The organism is Shewanella sp. cp20, from assembly GCF_000832025.1.
Taxonomy (GTDB): Bacteria; Pseudomonadota; Gammaproteobacteria; order Enterobacterales; family Shewanellaceae; genus Shewanella.
Genome location: NZ_JPII01000029.1, coordinates 42,314 through 57,973 on the forward strand (window position 1 = coordinate 42,314; position 15,660 = coordinate 57,973).

Annotated in this window: 13 protein-coding genes; 11 read left to right on the plus strand and 2 right to left on the minus strand. The window is 47.9% G+C overall.

From position 1 onward, the window contains the following. Window positions 1–36: 36 nt before the first annotated feature. The gene (locus DB48_RS11330) at window positions 37–1,443 is read right to left on the minus strand and encodes a M28 family peptidase (protein ID WP_041510398.1); all 1,407 of its coding nucleotides are present in this window, start codon (window positions 1,441–1,443) and stop codon (window positions 37–39) included. 135 nt (window positions 1,444–1,578) lie between these two features. On the opposite strand from DB48_RS11330, the gene DB48_RS11335 reads away from it, so the two are divergent. Continuing rightward, window positions 1,579–1,875: an ArsR/SmtB family transcription factor gene (locus DB48_RS11335; RefSeq protein ID WP_011864899.1), complete on the plus strand. Its 297-nt coding sequence runs from the start codon at window positions 1,579–1,581 to the stop codon at window positions 1,873–1,875. A gap of 167 nt (window positions 1,876–2,042) precedes the next feature. Here the strand turns inward: DB48_RS11335 and rpsT are convergent, their stop codons facing one another. Then, window positions 2,043–2,309, minus strand: coding sequence for a 30S ribosomal protein S20 (gene rpsT, locus DB48_RS11340; RefSeq protein WP_011864900.1), 267 nt, complete (start codon window positions 2,307–2,309; stop codon window positions 2,043–2,045). A gap of 248 nt (window positions 2,310–2,557) precedes the next feature. Here rpsT and murJ point away from each other — a divergent pair, with 248 nt between their 5' ends. The 10 genes from murJ (at window position 2,558) to DB48_RS11390 (ending at window position 15,654) form a co-directional block, all read left to right on the plus strand. Next, entirely contained in the window at window positions 2,558–4,117 is a 1,560-nt protein-coding gene (gene murJ / locus DB48_RS11345) for a murein biosynthesis integral membrane protein MurJ (RefSeq protein ID WP_041510399.1), read from the plus strand. A gap of 65 nt (window positions 4,118–4,182) precedes the next feature. Further along, complete coding sequence (gene ribF, locus DB48_RS11350; protein ID WP_041510400.1) at window positions 4,183–5,118, plus strand: bifunctional riboflavin kinase/FAD synthetase; 936 nt, start codon at window positions 4,183–4,185, stop codon at window positions 5,116–5,118. Between the two features lie 32 nt (window positions 5,119–5,150). Further along, entirely contained in the window at window positions 5,151–7,979 is a 2,829-nt protein-coding gene (gene ileS / locus DB48_RS11355) for an isoleucine--tRNA ligase (RefSeq protein WP_041510401.1), read from the plus strand. A gap of 9 nt (window positions 7,980–7,988) precedes the next feature. Next, on the plus strand, window positions 7,989–8,501 hold the full coding sequence (lspA, locus tag DB48_RS11360; RefSeq protein ID WP_041510402.1) for a signal peptidase II: 513 nt from the start codon (window positions 7,989–7,991) through the stop codon (window positions 8,499–8,501). Between the two features lie 3 nt (window positions 8,502–8,504). Then, complete coding sequence (fkpB, locus tag DB48_RS11365; RefSeq protein ID WP_041510403.1) at window positions 8,505–8,927, plus strand: FKBP-type peptidyl-prolyl cis-trans isomerase; 423 nt, start codon at window positions 8,505–8,507, stop codon at window positions 8,925–8,927. A gap of 23 nt (window positions 8,928–8,950) precedes the next feature. Beyond that, the gene (ispH, locus tag DB48_RS11370; RefSeq protein WP_200890553.1) at window positions 8,951–9,880 is read left to right on the plus strand and encodes a 4-hydroxy-3-methylbut-2-enyl diphosphate reductase; all 930 of its coding nucleotides are present in this window, start codon (window positions 8,951–8,953) and stop codon (window positions 9,878–9,880) included. 230 nt (window positions 9,881–10,110) lie between these two features. Beyond that, on the plus strand, window positions 10,111–10,629 hold the full coding sequence (gene pilV / locus DB48_RS11375; RefSeq protein WP_041510405.1) for a type IV pilus modification protein PilV: 519 nt from the start codon (window positions 10,111–10,113) through the stop codon (window positions 10,627–10,629). Window positions 10,630–10,634: 5 nt separating this feature from the next. Continuing rightward, on the plus strand, window positions 10,635–11,609 hold the full coding sequence (locus DB48_RS11380; RefSeq protein WP_041510406.1) for a PilW family protein: 975 nt from the start codon (window positions 10,635–10,637) through the stop codon (window positions 11,607–11,609). 11 nt (window positions 11,610–11,620) lie between these two features. Then, complete coding sequence (locus tag DB48_RS11385; RefSeq protein WP_041510551.1) at window positions 11,621–12,091, plus strand: pilus assembly PilX family protein; 471 nt, start codon at window positions 11,621–11,623, stop codon at window positions 12,089–12,091. Further along, window positions 12,088–15,654 carry a pilus assembly protein gene (locus tag DB48_RS11390; RefSeq protein WP_041510407.1) on the plus strand — a complete coding sequence of 1,189 codons (3,567 nt, stop codon included), beginning with the start codon at window positions 12,088–12,090 and terminating at the stop codon, window positions 15,652–15,654. The genes DB48_RS11385 and DB48_RS11390 overlap by 4 nt, the downstream gene beginning before the upstream one ends. Window positions 15,655–15,660 lie beyond the last annotated feature (6 nt).

Consider the following 15,660-nt stretch of genomic DNA (forward strand, 5'->3'; position numbering starts at 1 on the left):
GGCGTTAAGGTGCTGGCGGCCGCTGATTCTTACAATTTATTTTGCCTTAGGGGTAAGTGGCCTTAGCTCAATTTCAGACTGGGCCATTAGGTAAGCAAACTGGGCATAGGCGGCGGCATTTTGCGCCAAAGCCTTGGGATCGATTTTATCCAAGGTATCGTTTGGCGTGTGGTGATAGTCGAAATAGTCGCTGCCATCTTGTCTCAGTGATGCAACCGGGACTCCGTAGCCGGGCAACATGGAGACATCGGGGCCACCAGAGGCCTTGTTGTTGCCGGGAGCGACGCCGTTATCCTGCATTGAGCTTGTATGGGCCTGTACGGCGGCGAAGGCCTTGTCGGCGACGTTAAAGTCGATTTGATAGATACGTCCTGCACCAAAGTCGGATTCGGCGGCTATATAGTGCTTGGCCAGTTCCGCTTGATGCTCTTTGGCGTAGCTCTTGCCGCCAATTAACCCTAGCTCTTCGGCTGCGTAGAGGACGACACGTACCGTGCGAGCTGGTTTTGTGGGTAATTGAGCAATATAGTGGCCTGCGGCGGTGACAATGGCTACACCTGCGCCGTCGTCGATGGCACCGGTGCCTTCGTCCCAAGAATCTAGATGGGCACCGATGAGCACTATCTCGTCGGGCTTGCTACTGCCGGTAACCTCGGCAATCACGTTGTAGGATGTGGCATAGCCCAGGTTCTTGGGGCTCATCTCTAGGTGCATCACGACATTGGGATCGCGCTTTAGCATCAGGGTGATCAAGTCCGCATCTGGGTTGGACATGGCCGCTGCTGGGATCTTATCTACGCCTTCCTGATAGCGCATCATGCCGGTATGAGCCATTCTGTCATGGTCTGTGCCGATAGAGCGGATCACTATGGCTAGCGCGCCTTTCTCTGCCGCCGCAATCGCGCCGCGCGAGCGTCCGCCCACCGTCATGCCATAGCCTTTGCCTGTCTTGAACCTTGGGGTGATGTGATCGATAAAGACGATTTTTCCTGTGACCTGGCTTGGATCGGCTTGTTTAAGGGCATCCAGGGTCTCGAAACGGACGATTGGCGCGCTGATACCGTCTTCCGGCGTGCCGATACTGCCGCCAAGGGCGGTGATCACCAGCGGCTGTGCATAGGGAGAGACAATATTGGCTTTGGCCTCGCCTCGTTGCCATACGGGCACCTGTACCGCTTCCTTATAGACTTTGTCGAACCCAAGTGAGGTGAGTTTTTTCTCTGCCCACTGAACGGCGATCAGATCTTTCTCGCTGCCCGCGAGTCTTGGGCCTACCTCGACAGTTAGCGATTCGACAATATCGAATGCCAGGCTGGATGCGAGTGCCTCTTGCTGAAGCTTTTGGCTAACACTTTGATTTGTGTCTGTTGCTAACGCGTTTTGGCATGCTAATAACCCGGTAAAAAAGAGCGTGGAAAGGAGGGTGATAGGGGAGCTTTTCATGAGTTTCCTTTATTTTTATTACGTATGTCCCATTTTTGAAAACAATCTAGCAAAAAGTGTGCTTCATGTCCCGACTATATCTTTAAGTCAACGCTATATTAGTGCCGGGGTTTGTTTTAGGAGAAATTGCTCGTAATGAATATAGAATTGATGCAGCAACGAGCGGATAATGCTGTTGTATTGCTAAAGGCTTTAGCAAATGAACGCCGGCTGTTCATCTTATGCTACTTGTTGAGCGAAGGTGAGATGTGCGTCGGTGAGATGAATAAAAAGCTGGGGCTTAGCCAATCTGCGCTGTCGCAACACTTAGCATGGCTTCGTAAAGACAATTTGGTCGAAACGCGAAAAGAAGCGCAAACGGTATTTTATTCGCTAAAAAGCAAGGAAGTATCTGAAATTATTAAGTTACTTAACACTATCTATTGCCATTAAACGGCTTGAGAATAGCGCAGATAGAAAGCTGATGGGCTGTAGGCCATCAGCTTTTTTGTTTTTTAGCTTAGGCCTATGCCTGTAATACCGAGAGGAAGTTGACCTAGTACTCGGGCGACAGGTACAAAAAAACCGGCCTGAGCCGGTTTTTTTATATCGCTAAAAGATTAAGCAGCCAGTGCTTTGATCTTAGCGTTTAGACGAGCCTTATGACGGGCAGCTTTATTCTTGTGAATAAGACCTTTAGTCGCCATACGGTCAACAATTGGTTGTGCAGCATTGAATGCTTCAGTTGCCGCTTTGTGATCGCCAGTGTTGATCGCAGCGATAACTTTCTTAACGTAAGAACGTAGCATAGAACGACGGCTAGCGTTGTGCTGACGACGTTTTTCAGATTGAAGCGCGCGCTTCTTTGCAGACTTGCTATTAGCCAAGGTGCAACTCCTAAAAGGGTTAGATATTTTTAAAGGTCGAGGAATATGCCTTTTTTTCGTCAGTTTGTCAATGACAATGATCGGATCTTTATCTTAAAGATAAATTAATCAGAGCAGACTTGGCCTTCTTCAACCTAACTCGTGTAATATGGGGCGCAATTCTAGCAGTATTTGCTGCTTGGTGACAGGGGGTAAGTCGACTTTTTAACTTGCTCGATACACCTGTGATGCTCGTTTCAGGGGGAGCTTTGAGCAAGAAACTTTTTAAGTCAGGCATGATCGTGAGTGCTATGACGCTGATTTCTCGTGTTTTAGGTTTAGTGCGAGACGTGGTTATCGCCAATTTGATGGGAGCAGGGAGTAGCGCCGACGTCTTCTTTTTTGCCAATAAGATCCCAAATTTTTTACGCCGATTATTTGCCGAAGGCGCCTTCGCCCAGGCCTTTGTGCCGGTATTGACCGAATATCAAGAGAAACATGACGACCTGGCGGTGAGAGAGCTGCTGGCAAAGGTGGCCGGCACACTCGGTCTCGTGGTGACTCTGGTAACCTTGGTCGGTGTTATTGCCTCGCCACTATTAACGGCCCTGTTTGGCGGCGGCTGGTTTTTGGCTTGGTTAAACGATGAGCCTAATGGCCAGAAGTTTGAGCTGGCCTCATTGATGTTGAAGATAACCTTTCCCTATCTCTGGTTTATTACCTTTACCGCCTTGGCGGGCTCGATACTCAATACCCGAGGCCGTTTCGCGGTGTCAGCCTTTACGCCTGTGTTTTTGAATGTCGCCATCATCAGCGCCGCACTATTTTTGGCGCCCAAACTAGAGCAGCCGGAAATCGGTTTGGCCTGGGGCGTCTTTGCTGGTGGCGTTATCCAGTTCCTATTTCAAATTCCCTTCTTGCTCAGAGAAAGGGCTTTGGTTAAGCCATCCTGGGGTTGGCATCATCCGGGGGTTGTTAAGATTCGCAGCCTGATGTTGCCCGCGCTGTTTGGCGTTTCTGTGTCGCAGATAAATCTGCTGCTCGATACCTTTATCGCCAGTTTCTTGGTGACGGGATCCATTAGCTGGCTCTATTACTCAGATCGCCTGCTGGAATTTCCCCTGGGCCTGTTTGGGATCGCCATCGCCACCGTTATCTTGCCGGCCCTGTCGAAGAAACATGTCAACGCAGAAGGTGATGGTTTTGCCAAGACGATGGATTGGGGGATCAAGGCGATTCTGCTGATGGGGGTTCCGGCCATGTGTGGGCTGATCGTGTTGGCCAAGCCTATGTTGATGGTGCTGTTTATGCGCGGTGCCTTCACGATAGATGATGTCGATATGGCCTCCTACAGTTTGATGGCTTATGGTTCGGGGCTGCTGAGTTTCATGCTAATCAAGGTGTTGGCCCCTGGGTATTATTCTCGTCAGGATACCAAGACGCCGGTGCGCTACGGTATCGTCGCCATGGTCAGTAACATGGTGTTCAACCTGATTTTTGTGTTTCCTTTCGGCTATGTGGGGTTGGCAATAGCGACCTCGCTATCGGCGCTGCTCAATGCCAGCCTGCTTTATCGCGGCCTACATCGTGCTGGCGTTTACCAAATCTCAAGGCAAACTTTTGTGTTTATGGGGAAAACCTTGGTAGCTGCCGCGCTGATGATCACCGTGTTATATCAGCTATTACCTAGTATGGATATCTGGCTGACACTCTCTTTTGTGGGCAGGGCAACTCAGCTTGCATATTTGATTGGTGCGGGGGCTGTGGTCTATCTGCTGGCTATGTTATTGTTAGGAATTCGCCCCTGGAGGATGAAAGCTGGCTTTTGATTGCTGATAATCATCTTGAGCTGGTATATAATCCGCGAACTTATGCTTGCTAGTTATTGAATGTAATGGAACTGATCCGCGGTATACATAATATTTTACCCCGACACCAGGGCTGCGTGCTGACTATTGGTAACTTTGATGGCGTGCATCGTGGGCATGCCGAAGTCATTGCTGCACTTGTAAAAAAAGCCAAGCAACATGGGGTTCCTGCGACACTCATGACATTCGAGCCTCAGCCGCAAGAGCTATTTAAGGGCGATAATGCCCCGGCCAGGCTGAGTCTGCTTCGCGATAAGATTGTCTTGCTCGATGAGCTGGGCATCGATCGCCTGCTTTGCGTCAATTTTAATCAGAAGTTTGCCGCCATGCCCGCCGAAGCCTTTATCGAGGATCTCCTGGTGAAGCAGCTGGGGGTGAAATATCTGGTGGTCGGCGACGACTTCTGTTTTGGCAAGCAGCGCCGCGGTAATTTTGAGATGCTGAAGGCCGCCGGTGAAAAATATGGTTTCGCCGTGGTCAATACCCACAGCTTTATCTTGGGGGATAAGCGGGTGAGTTCCACCGAGATTCGGGGGCTGCTCGCTAAAGGTAACCTAGAGCAGGCAAGACGTCTGCTGGGACACCCCTATGCGCTGAGCGGCAAAGTTGCCCACGGCGAGAAAATAGGCCGCACCATAGGTTTTCCCACTGCCAACATCGCCTTGAAACGCAAGGTGTCTCCGGTACGGGGCGTCTTTGCCGTCAGGCTATTTTGGGATGGCAGTGACATCTATGAAGGGGTGGCCAACGTGGGCTTTAGGCCTACGGTCAATGGACAAAATTGTCAGTTAGAAGTCCATCTGTTTGATTTTGATGGAGACCTCTATGGTCGCACCGTCGAAGTCGAACTGGTGGCAAAGATTAGGGATGAACAGCCATTTAAGTCATTAGATGCGCTGAAGCTACAAATTAAAGATGATGCTGACAGGGCCAAGGCCCTGCTTGGCTGCGATGCAGGCTGAGAGCGATCAGCTAAATTAACGGTATAGGATCAATGAGCGACTATAAATCTACTTTAAACTTGCCGGAAACTGAGTTTCCGATGCGTGGTAATCTGGCGAAACGCGAGCCAGAGATGTTGAAATCTTGGACAGAAAAGAAGCTGTACCAAAAGATTCGTGAAAGCCGCACAGGTGCCAAGCCATTCATTCTGCACGATGGCCCACCGTACGCTAACGGTAGTATTCATATTGGTCACTCAGTAAATAAGATCCTTAAAGACATTATTATCAAGTCGAAGACCCTGTCGGGTTTCGACGCACCTTATATTCCTGGTTGGGATTGTCACGGTCTGCCTATCGAGCTTAAGGTCGAGCAGAAAGTGGGTAAGCCAGGCCAGAAGGTGTCTGCGGCCGAGTTTCGTCAAAAGTGTCGTGAGTACGCTAGCGCCCAGGTAGATGGTCAGCGTGAAGACTTTATCCGTCTTGGCGTGTTGGGCGACTGGCAGAATCCTTATCTCACCATGAACTTCGACACCGAGGCCAACATCGTTCGCTCTTTGGCTAAGGTTATCGATAACGGCCACCTGCACAAAGGTGTTAAGCCGGTGCATTGGTGTACCGATTGTGGCTCGGCCCTGGCTGAAGCCGAGGTAGAGTATGAAGATAAGACCTCGCCAGCAGTAGATGTCGCCTTCCTAGCCGTCGACAAAGCGGCTGTGCTGGCTAAATTTGGTGTAGAGCAGTGTGAAGCCGATGTCGCGACCGTTATCTGGACCACGACCCCTTGGACACTGCCTGCCAACCGTGGCCTCTCTATGGCGGGCGATATCGATTACGATCTGGTTGAGTACACTAAAGAAGGTAACAAGCGCGCGATCATCGTGGCGCAGGAACTTGCAGAGTCTTGCGTTGAGCGTTATGGCGCCGAGTCACACCGCGTGCTGGGTACGGTGAAAGGGCAGGCCCTTGAACTGCTGCGCTTTAAGCATCCTTTCTATGATTTCGATGTGCCTGTCATCATAGGTGACCATGTCACGGTCGACTCAGGTACGGGGGTGGTTCATACGGCGCCTGGCCATGGTCAGGACGACTTTGTGATTGGTCAAAAATATGGCCTGGAAGTGGCTAACCCTGTTGGAGACAACGGCGTCTATAAGCCAGACACCGAGTTCTTTGCCGGCCAACACGTGTTTAAGGCTAACGATAATGTAGTTGCACTGCTTGAAGAGAAGGGCGCACTGCTGAATCATGTGGCCTATCGTCACAGCTACCCACACTGCTGGCGCCATAAGACACCTATCATCTTCCGTGCGACGCCGCAGTGGTTCATCTCCATGGATCAAAAAGGGCTTCGTAGCCAGTCTCTAAGTGAAATTGAGAAGACCCAATGGATCCCTGACTGGGGTCAGAGCCGAATCGAAAAGATGGTTGAGAACCGTCCTGATTGGTGTATCTCTCGCCAGCGTACCTGGGGCGTGCCTATTACCCTGTTTGTGCACCGTGATACCGAAGAGTTGCACCCTGATAGCGTCGCCCTGATGGAGCGTGTTGCCCATAGAATCGAGCAAGAAGGTATTCAGGCTTGGTGGGATCTCGATGCTGCAGAACTGTTGGGTGAAGAGGCTGACCAATATCGTAAGGTCACAGATACCTTAGATGTGTGGTATGACTCAGGTTCAACTTTCTCGTCGGTGGTTGCCGCACGTCCCGAGTACAACGGTCATCCTGTCGACCTTTACCTCGAAGGTAGCGATCAGCACCGCGGCTGGTTCATGTCGTCACTGATGATCTCTACCGCCATGAGTGGTAAGGCGCCATACAAGCAGGTGCTGACTCACGGTTTCACCGTAGATGGCCAGGGCCGTAAGATGTCTAAGTCTATCGGTAACGTGATCGCGCCGCTGCAAGTCACCAACAAGCTTGGCGCAGACATTCTACGTCTTTGGGTGGCGGCGACCGATTACAGCGGTGAGATGACGGTATCTGACGAGATCCTCAAGCGCAGCGCCGATGCATATCGTCGTATCCGTAATACTGCCCGCTTCCTGCTGGCTAACCTGAACGGATTTGACCCGGTTAAAGATACCGTTGCCGTCGAAGATATGGTGGCGTTAGATCGCTGGGTGGTGCGTCGTGCTGCGGCCTTGCAAACCGAGATCCTGGAAGCTTACGAGCAATACAACTTCCATTTGGTGACTCAGAAACTGATGCAGTTCTGCTCTGTCGAGCTTGGCAGCTTCTACCTGGATATCATCAAAGACAGACAATATACGGCTAAACGTGACAGCCTGGCTCGCCGCAGCTGTCAAAGTGCGCTGTTCCTGATCGCCGAAGCCATGGTGCGCTGGATTGCGCCTATCCTGAGCTTCACCGCCGATGAAGTATGGCAATCGCTACCGGGTGAGCGTGAAGAGTTTGTCTTTACTCAGACCTGGTTCGAAGGCCTGGCCTCTGTGACCCTCGACAGCGACCTGAGCGATGATTACTGGGCAAACCTTATCACGGTTCGTGATGAGGTGAACAAGGCCATCGAGCAGGCACGCCGCGAGCAGCGTGTCGGTGGTTCCTTAGAAGCCGAAGTGACTCTCTACGCCGATGAGGCGCTCACCGAGTCTTTGGTGCTGCTTGGCGATGAATTGCGTTTCGTTCTGCTGACCTCTAATACTCAGATTGCACCACTGGCTAGTGCCGGTGCCGGTGCCGATGCAGTTGAAACTGAGCTGGCCGGGTTGAAGCTATTAGTGGCTAAGACAGAAGCTGCTAAGTGCGATCGCTGCTGGCATCACAGAGAAGATGTGGGTCAGGTCGAAGCGCATCCACTGCTGTGTACCCGCTGTGTGACCAACATCGAAGGTGATGGCGAACAGCGTCAGTTCGCATAAGGGAGTCGAATGCCATCTAGCTGGAAAGAGAGTGGCTTACGTTGGTATTGGGTAGTTGTATTGGTGTTTATTGCCGATCAACTATCCAAACAATGGGTATTAGCCAATTTTGACCTGAGAGAGTCAATTAACCTGCTGCCATTTTTTAATTTCACCTATGTGAGAAATTATGGTGCGGCTTTTAGCTTTTTAAGTGATGCCGGAGGGTGGCAGCGTTGGCTGTTTACCCTGGTTGCCGTCGGTTTTAGTACCTTGCTGACCGTCTGGTTACGTAAGCAATCCAAAGGGATGTGGAGATTGAATCTGGCCTATACATTAGTGATAGGTGGAGCGCTGGGGAACTTAATCGACAGATTGCAGCATGGCTTTGTGGTCGATTTTCTCGATTTTTATTGGAAGACGAGCCACTTCCCCGCCTTTAACATTGCCGATTCGGCGATCTGTGTTGGCGCAGGGCTCATCATCTTAGATTCGTTTATTTCGGAGCGTAAGCCAAACGGCGAAGACGTTGCAAAGGGGTAAGTCGTGACTGTTACTCGTTCATTATTGTGTCATATGAATATCGTGCTGGAGGACGGTTCGACCGCCGATAGCACTAAAGCCTCTGGAAAACCGGCTAAATTAAACATTGGCGACCAGAGCCTGAGCCCTGCGTTTGAGGCCGAGATCACGGGTCTAAAGCAAGGGGATAAGCATAGCTTTACCCTGGCCGCCGCCGATGCTTTTGGTGAGTCAAATCCAGATGCCATTCATCATATCGACAGAAGTAAGTTTCCTGCCGATATGACGCTCGAAACCGGGGTTATCGTGAGTTTCGCCGGTCCTGGTGGCAGCGAGATCCCTGGCATAGTGCGTGAGGTGATTGGCGACTCGGTAACCGTCGATCTTAATCATCCGTTGGCGGGGCGCTCGGTGACATTCGAACTGGAAGTGGTTCAGGAGCTTTAATCATGACACAACCTCCTCAAGGCTTGCAGATCAAACTGGCTAATCCGCGTGGATTTTGTGCCGGTGTTGACAGGGCCATCAGCATAGTCGAAAGAGCGCTCGAGCTGTTTTCGCCGCCTATTTATGTGCGCCATGAAGTGGTACATAACAGATATGTGGTGGAGAATTTGAAAGACAGGGGCGCCGTGTTTGTCGACGAACTAGATCAAGTGCCAGACGACAGCATAGTGATCTTCAGTGCCCACGGCGTATCTCAGGCGGTTCGCGCCGAGGCGAAAAAGCGTGGTCTGAGAGTATTCGATGCGACATGCCCCTTGGTGACTAAGGTACACCTTCAGGTGACTAGGGCCAGCCGTAAGGGAATTGAGTGCATCCTTATCGGTCATGCGGGCCATCCTGAGGTTGAGGGAACCATGGGACAATACGATAACCCTGAAGGGGGCGTGTTGTTGGTGGAGTCCCCCGCCGATGTTGAGGCCTTAGTGGTTAAAGATCCAGATAACCTCTGCTTCGTCACACAGACCACCTTGTCTATGGATGATACCGCAGACGTGATAGCCGCCCTGCAAAAGCGTTTCCCTTCAATCCAAGGGCCGCGTAAGGACGATATCTGCTATGCCACCCAAAATCGACAGGATGCGGTGCGTAATGTTGCCGATGATGTTGATCTCTTTATTGTTGTGGGCTCTAAGAACAGCTCAAATTCGAACCGTTTGATGGAACTTGCCATCAAGAAGGGCACCCAGTCTTATCTTGTCGACAATGCCGATGACATAAAATTAGAGTGGTTTAACAATATCTCTAAGGTCGCCGTAACTGCTGGCGCGTCTGCGCCAGAGGTCCTCGTTCAGCAGGTTATCGATGCAATAGCCAAGCTGGCCCCGAGTGTCATTACAGAGGTCGAAGGGCGTAAAGAAGATACTGTGTTTGCCGTACCGGCGGAATTGCGATAGGTATCTTGCTGTTTTGATGAGAAAAGGAGGCCTTGCCTCCTTTTTTATTGTCTAAAAATCACACTCGGCATATTGAATTTTATTTTTAGACCTAATATTACTAGCGAGTAACATTCGACTAATCTATGATTAACTAGTATAGTTTAAAGTTATGCTAACTTTCAGATTTTAAAAGACTAAACGGCTGGGGCGACTGTCAAAAGTATGGCTAATATCGGAGATTTGACATCATGGTAAAACGTGGGAAAGGGTTTTCCCTGATAGAGGTGATGGTATCGCTCGTCATTCTTGTTATTGGCCTGATCGGCATATTTAATCTGCATGTTGTTTCCAAGCGCGGCAGCTTCGAGTCTTTTCAGCAGACCCAAGCTTCATACTACGCCAACGATATTATCAATCGGATGAAGTTAAATCCTACCCAGTTAGCAAACTATGCGGGCACCTATAGTGGTGTGCCAAGTTCAGTAAGCAAGCAATGTCAAGGAGCTACAATATGTTCGTCCTCGGAGATGGTTGCTTGGGATCTGTATGAGTGGCAAACATTGTTCAATGGTACCGCTGAGCAGGTAGGTACTCAGAATGTTGGAGGGTTAGATACGCCAACGGCTTGTATTGTGATTAATGGCAATAGTGTATTGGTTACCATGGCTTGGAAAGGTATTCGTGAGACTTCAATTGCCTCAGCGACTTCTGATTGTGGATCTACTACTGTAAATCGACGACTCTATTCAGTTCAAACGGTGATTTAAACGGGATGAAGATTTTAATTATGCGTACTCAGTCAGGGATGTCTCTCGTTGAGCTGATGGTAGCACTTGTTATTAGTCTGTTTTTATCGGCAGGCATCTTCACTATGTTTAGCATGTCTGCTTCTAATGTCACGACAACAAGTCAGTTTAATCAACTGCAAGAAAATGGCCGTATAGCCTTAGCCATTATGGAACGAGACATAAGTCAGCTTGCCTTCATGGGGGATATGACCGGCACTGACTTTATTGTGGGAAATAATACAACAATATCCTCTGCTGCTGTCCCTAATGACTGTATCGGAGGCGGGGTTAATAATGCGACCTTACCTAATGGTACACCTTCGCATTTTAGGCGGATTTGGGGTTATGAGGCTGGCGTTAGTGGCGTAACCTTTAATTGTCTTACTGGGGTGAATGCTAATACAGATGTATTGCAAATTAAGCGTTTGGTTGGGCCCAATACCTTGGCTCCAAATAATGCGTCTAGTCACTATGTTGCAACCACTTCTAGCCAAGCGATTTTTTTTACGGGCAATCAAGTGACCCCGGTACTCACAAATAGTCGATTTTGGGAGTATCAACATCATATCTATTTCATAAGAAATGATGGAACGATTCCTGTTTTAAGAAGAAGGACGCTTACCGTCGCAAATGGAATGAATAATGAGGAACAACTCGTTGAAGGGATAGAAAACTTAAGGGTTTTGTACGGCGTCGATGATGATGGTGATGATATTCCTAATCGCTATGTGCCCGTTGGTAACGTGAATACCGTAATGTGGGACAATCAATCATTTCAACGGATCGTGGCACTAAAAGTGTTTTTGCTTGTTCGCTCTGTGGATCAGGATCCTAGCTATACTAATGAGACTCAATATCAGTTAGGTGATAAAACGATATTAGCTCCTCAGGATCATTTTAGGCGCAAGGTAATGTCGACCACTGTCATGCTTGAGAATCCAGTGCTGATTAGGAATTAATGAGGTTGCAAATGAACAAACAGAAAGGCGTTGTACTCTTTTTTGCCTTAATCGTTTTGATTCTTATGACGGTTATTGGCGTTGCATTGGCGGTCAATTCTACTCAGTCTTTAAGAATGGCGGGGGCTGGAGCCGAACGTATTGAAGCAAAAGCCTTGGCCGATGGTGGTGTTGCTGCCGTGCTATTAAATAAAACACAGGCTTTTTTGGCTACCATGACAACAATTGACGATCAGAACTCTTTTTCTGGTGGAAAGCAGGTATTAACGCCTTTGCCATTGGTGGATGACGGTGCGGGAAATTTAATTGTTCAGCCGAAAAACGTGTCTTGTCAGAGAAGTGCGGCGGCTAGTGGTACAGATTTATTTAAATGTCGCAGAATTGAAATCTCGAGCCAGGTTAGTTTTGGTCGAGATAATTTGGGACAAGTTTTAGTTGTAACAGGTATTGAGCAGGAAGTGCTCAGTGGGAGCGGGTCATGAAGTTTAATAAAATTTTATTTGCAAGCCTAGTTACAGCATTGGCGTTGCCAGTTCAGTCTTTTGCTGATGATACAGATCTTTATTTAAATCCAGCACAGAATAATGTTCGTCCACAAGTACTGATTATTTTTGATAACTCAGGAAGTATGGATACCATTTTGGATGGTATCCCTGGTGGGTATGAACCCGAAACTGTCTATGATGCGGTGGGGAGTTCGAACTCTTATCAAGGAAGGATGATCTATTTTACCGTCGGTACAGGGATGGATGAATCATCGCTGCCCGTACCCGATAGCCCCTCAGAATCCAGACGCTTTAATGATTTCTTAAATGGCTGTAAAGCTGCTAGGGATGCGTTGAATCAGTATGGACGTTTCACCGGATATATCAGAGAGTTTATTAAAAAAGGTAAAGGTAAGGGGACCTGGCAGCCAATCAAAGAGAATAGTGGTGCCGAGACGAATAACCCTATAGATTGCTGGGAAGATATTGAATTAGGTTACAACAGTAACAATGATGATGGCAGTGCTTATAAAACTGGCTTTACCCCTGGGTTCCCCAAAGATGGAGATGTAAATTCACCCTGGGATAATTCAACAAATGCACAAGAGAGAGCAAAAGAATTAGGTTGGAATAATGGAGAGTTGGTAACTCTCTATACCGATAATTATTTGCGCTGGTATACCCTATATAAGAATGATTTATTGCCAGTTCCCCCTGATGGTGAGGGATTTACGCGTTTAGAAATCGCCAAAAAGGCAATATCTGGTGTTATTAGCTCCATACCTTCGGTGGATTTTGGCCTAGCGGTTTATAACCTCAATTTCCCCGATGAAGGTGATAGCGATGGCGGTCGAATCGTTGCCGGTATCCGCTCGAGGACTGCTGCAGAAAAAGATGCTTTACTTAGTACAATTAATAATTTGCCTGCTCAAACAAACACGCCTCTATGTGAAACTTTATTTGAAGCGTATCGGTACTTCTCAGGCGGTCCAATAACTTATGGACATGCTGATTCCGATTACAATGGCAAGGATATTAAGTACACTGCCAATCGTCCTATGTACGATACCAGCATAGAAGATGGTGTGAATTATAAAACGCCTTTATCTGAATGTAATAAAGTTGCGCATGTTATTTATATTACTGATGGCGCTCCAGTGTTAGATGATAGTGCTAATGATTTTATTAAAGCTTTAAATGATGACCCATATATCTATAAGGCAGCTAGCGGTGACCAACCTGCTAAAGTAAGTTACCTGCCAGCATTAGCAGAATATATGTTTGCCAATGATTTATTGCCAGATGTAGAAAATAAGCAGCGTGTAGTGACTCATACCATAGGTTTTAGTCTTGGTGAAGATTCTGAGGCAGAACCTTTGTTGGTTGAAACAGCCGCTCGATCTTATTTGATGACTTCTGAAGGTAAGAAGGTTTTTGGAACCTATAGAAGTGCAGATGACGTCGCAGGATTACAAGCTGCTATTAGTAATATTATTGATTCGATTCCACAGACTGGACAGCGTTTTTCTGCCCCCGGTGTCGCATTTAGTAACGCGGATCCGACGAGAACATTAGACTCAGCTTACTATGCGCTCTTTCGTCCAGAACAGAGTCCCAAGTGGGCAGGAAATCTGAAGAAATTGAAAGTTAATTCCTCTGGTACCTTAGTTGATTCTACCGGGAAGCCTGCTATTGACAGTTCTGGCGGTATTGCCGAAAGCTCATGTAGTTTGTGGAGTTCCTGTACAGGTGGCAATGACGGTAATGATGTTGTTTTAGGTGGCGCTGCGCGAACGATAGATCCTGATAGCCGAACGATTTGGAGCGATATTGGTGGTGCAGGAAAGTTTGCCAAACTTACCCGAACAAATGCTTCAAGTTATGCGGGGGGGGATGATGCTCTAGCGACTTATCTTGGACTAGCTAAATTAGATGTTGATGCGGAATTGACTGCTACATTTGATTGGATCAAGGGGAAAAATGTCGATAGAGATTCAGAAGGCGTTTTGACCTCTGAGGATTTCTCCGGTGTTAGAGGGGATATTATGGGAGATCCGCTGCATTCTCAACCTTTAGCTATTGATTACGGCGGTGATGGATCCAATGTTCGTATTTTTGTAGGTACAAACCATGGAGCGCTACATGCTTTTAGGGATTATGGCCCATCAGTGAATGAGAGTTGGGCATTTATGCCGTATCAGCTTCTTCCGAATCTAGCTACCATACGTCGTGACAGCTATTTAGCGGGACATAGTGTCTACGGTATGGATGGCTCTCCTGTAGCTCATATTGAGCGTAATGCTTCTGGAGCGATAACCAAAGCTTGGTTGTTTGTTGGGATGCGCAGAGGCGGCCAATCTTATTATGCTATTAATATTACAAATCCAGATTCTCCATCATTGATGTGGCAGATAACTAATAATACCAATGGTTTTACTGATATGGGACAGACTTGGTCTACCCCTGTGGTTACCAAAATACCAGGTTCAGATAAACCTGTAGTTGTTTTTGGTGGTGGATATAATCAGGGGTATGATTCCGGTGTAGGATCTAATTCTGTTGGCCGTTTGGTTTATCTTGTAGATGCTGAATCGGGGAACTTGATTCATAGTTTTGGTGTCAATGGTAATACATCGCTTGCAGGCATTGAGGACTCAATCGTCGGGGCAATCGCGACCTTAGATAGTAATAGTGATGGTTACACAGATAGACTCTATGCTGCTGATTTAGGCGGAAACATTTGGCGTATGGATTTGCCGTCTGCTGACAAGAGCACTTGGAGTGGATTTAAGTTTGCCGAGTTAGGGGGGAGTGTTGCATCGAGCGATAGACGTTTCTTTTATGAACCTACGGTCGCACAAACTTATTTTACAAATACAACGAAAGTTACTGTGACGGATGGTTCTGGAACCACGACAACCGTCGCCTATCAAAATGTTCCCTATGATGCTGTGACTTTGGGCTCAGGTAATAGAGCCGATCCTTTGAATTTAAATACAGATGATATGTTTTTTGTCTTACAGGATCGATATGTGATTTCACAGCAGTTTGGAGATGGTGGTACAGCAGTGCCCACACCGATAACACTTGCTAATCTTTATGATGTTACTGCGGCGTCACCTTCAACAGAGACTGAAAACATTGAGTTTGGTACGAAGAAAGGCTGGTATTTTAACTTTGCTGTAACCGGTGAGAAGAGCCTTTCTCCATCTGTGGTCATCAAGGGTAAAGTATATTTTACTTCCTTCATTCCAACTCAACCTGCGGCAGACCAAAACGTTTGTAGTGTATCTTCGGTTGGGCGTTTATATACGCTGGATTTACATAAAGGGGGACGGTTCACGGAGGAGTATGTTATAGATGTCTGTGATAACTGTATCCCTCAACCTCCTAAGATTATTACGCCGCCTGTAGATCCTGATAATCCAGGAAGTGAGTCCGAACCAGTTCTTATTATTGGTAAGGGCAAGTGTGATGAAGATGGGGAAAACTGTACAGGAACAGTAGGATTAGAGTCTGGCCTGACTACTAATAAAATTTATTACCACATAGATGAGTAGTGTTTT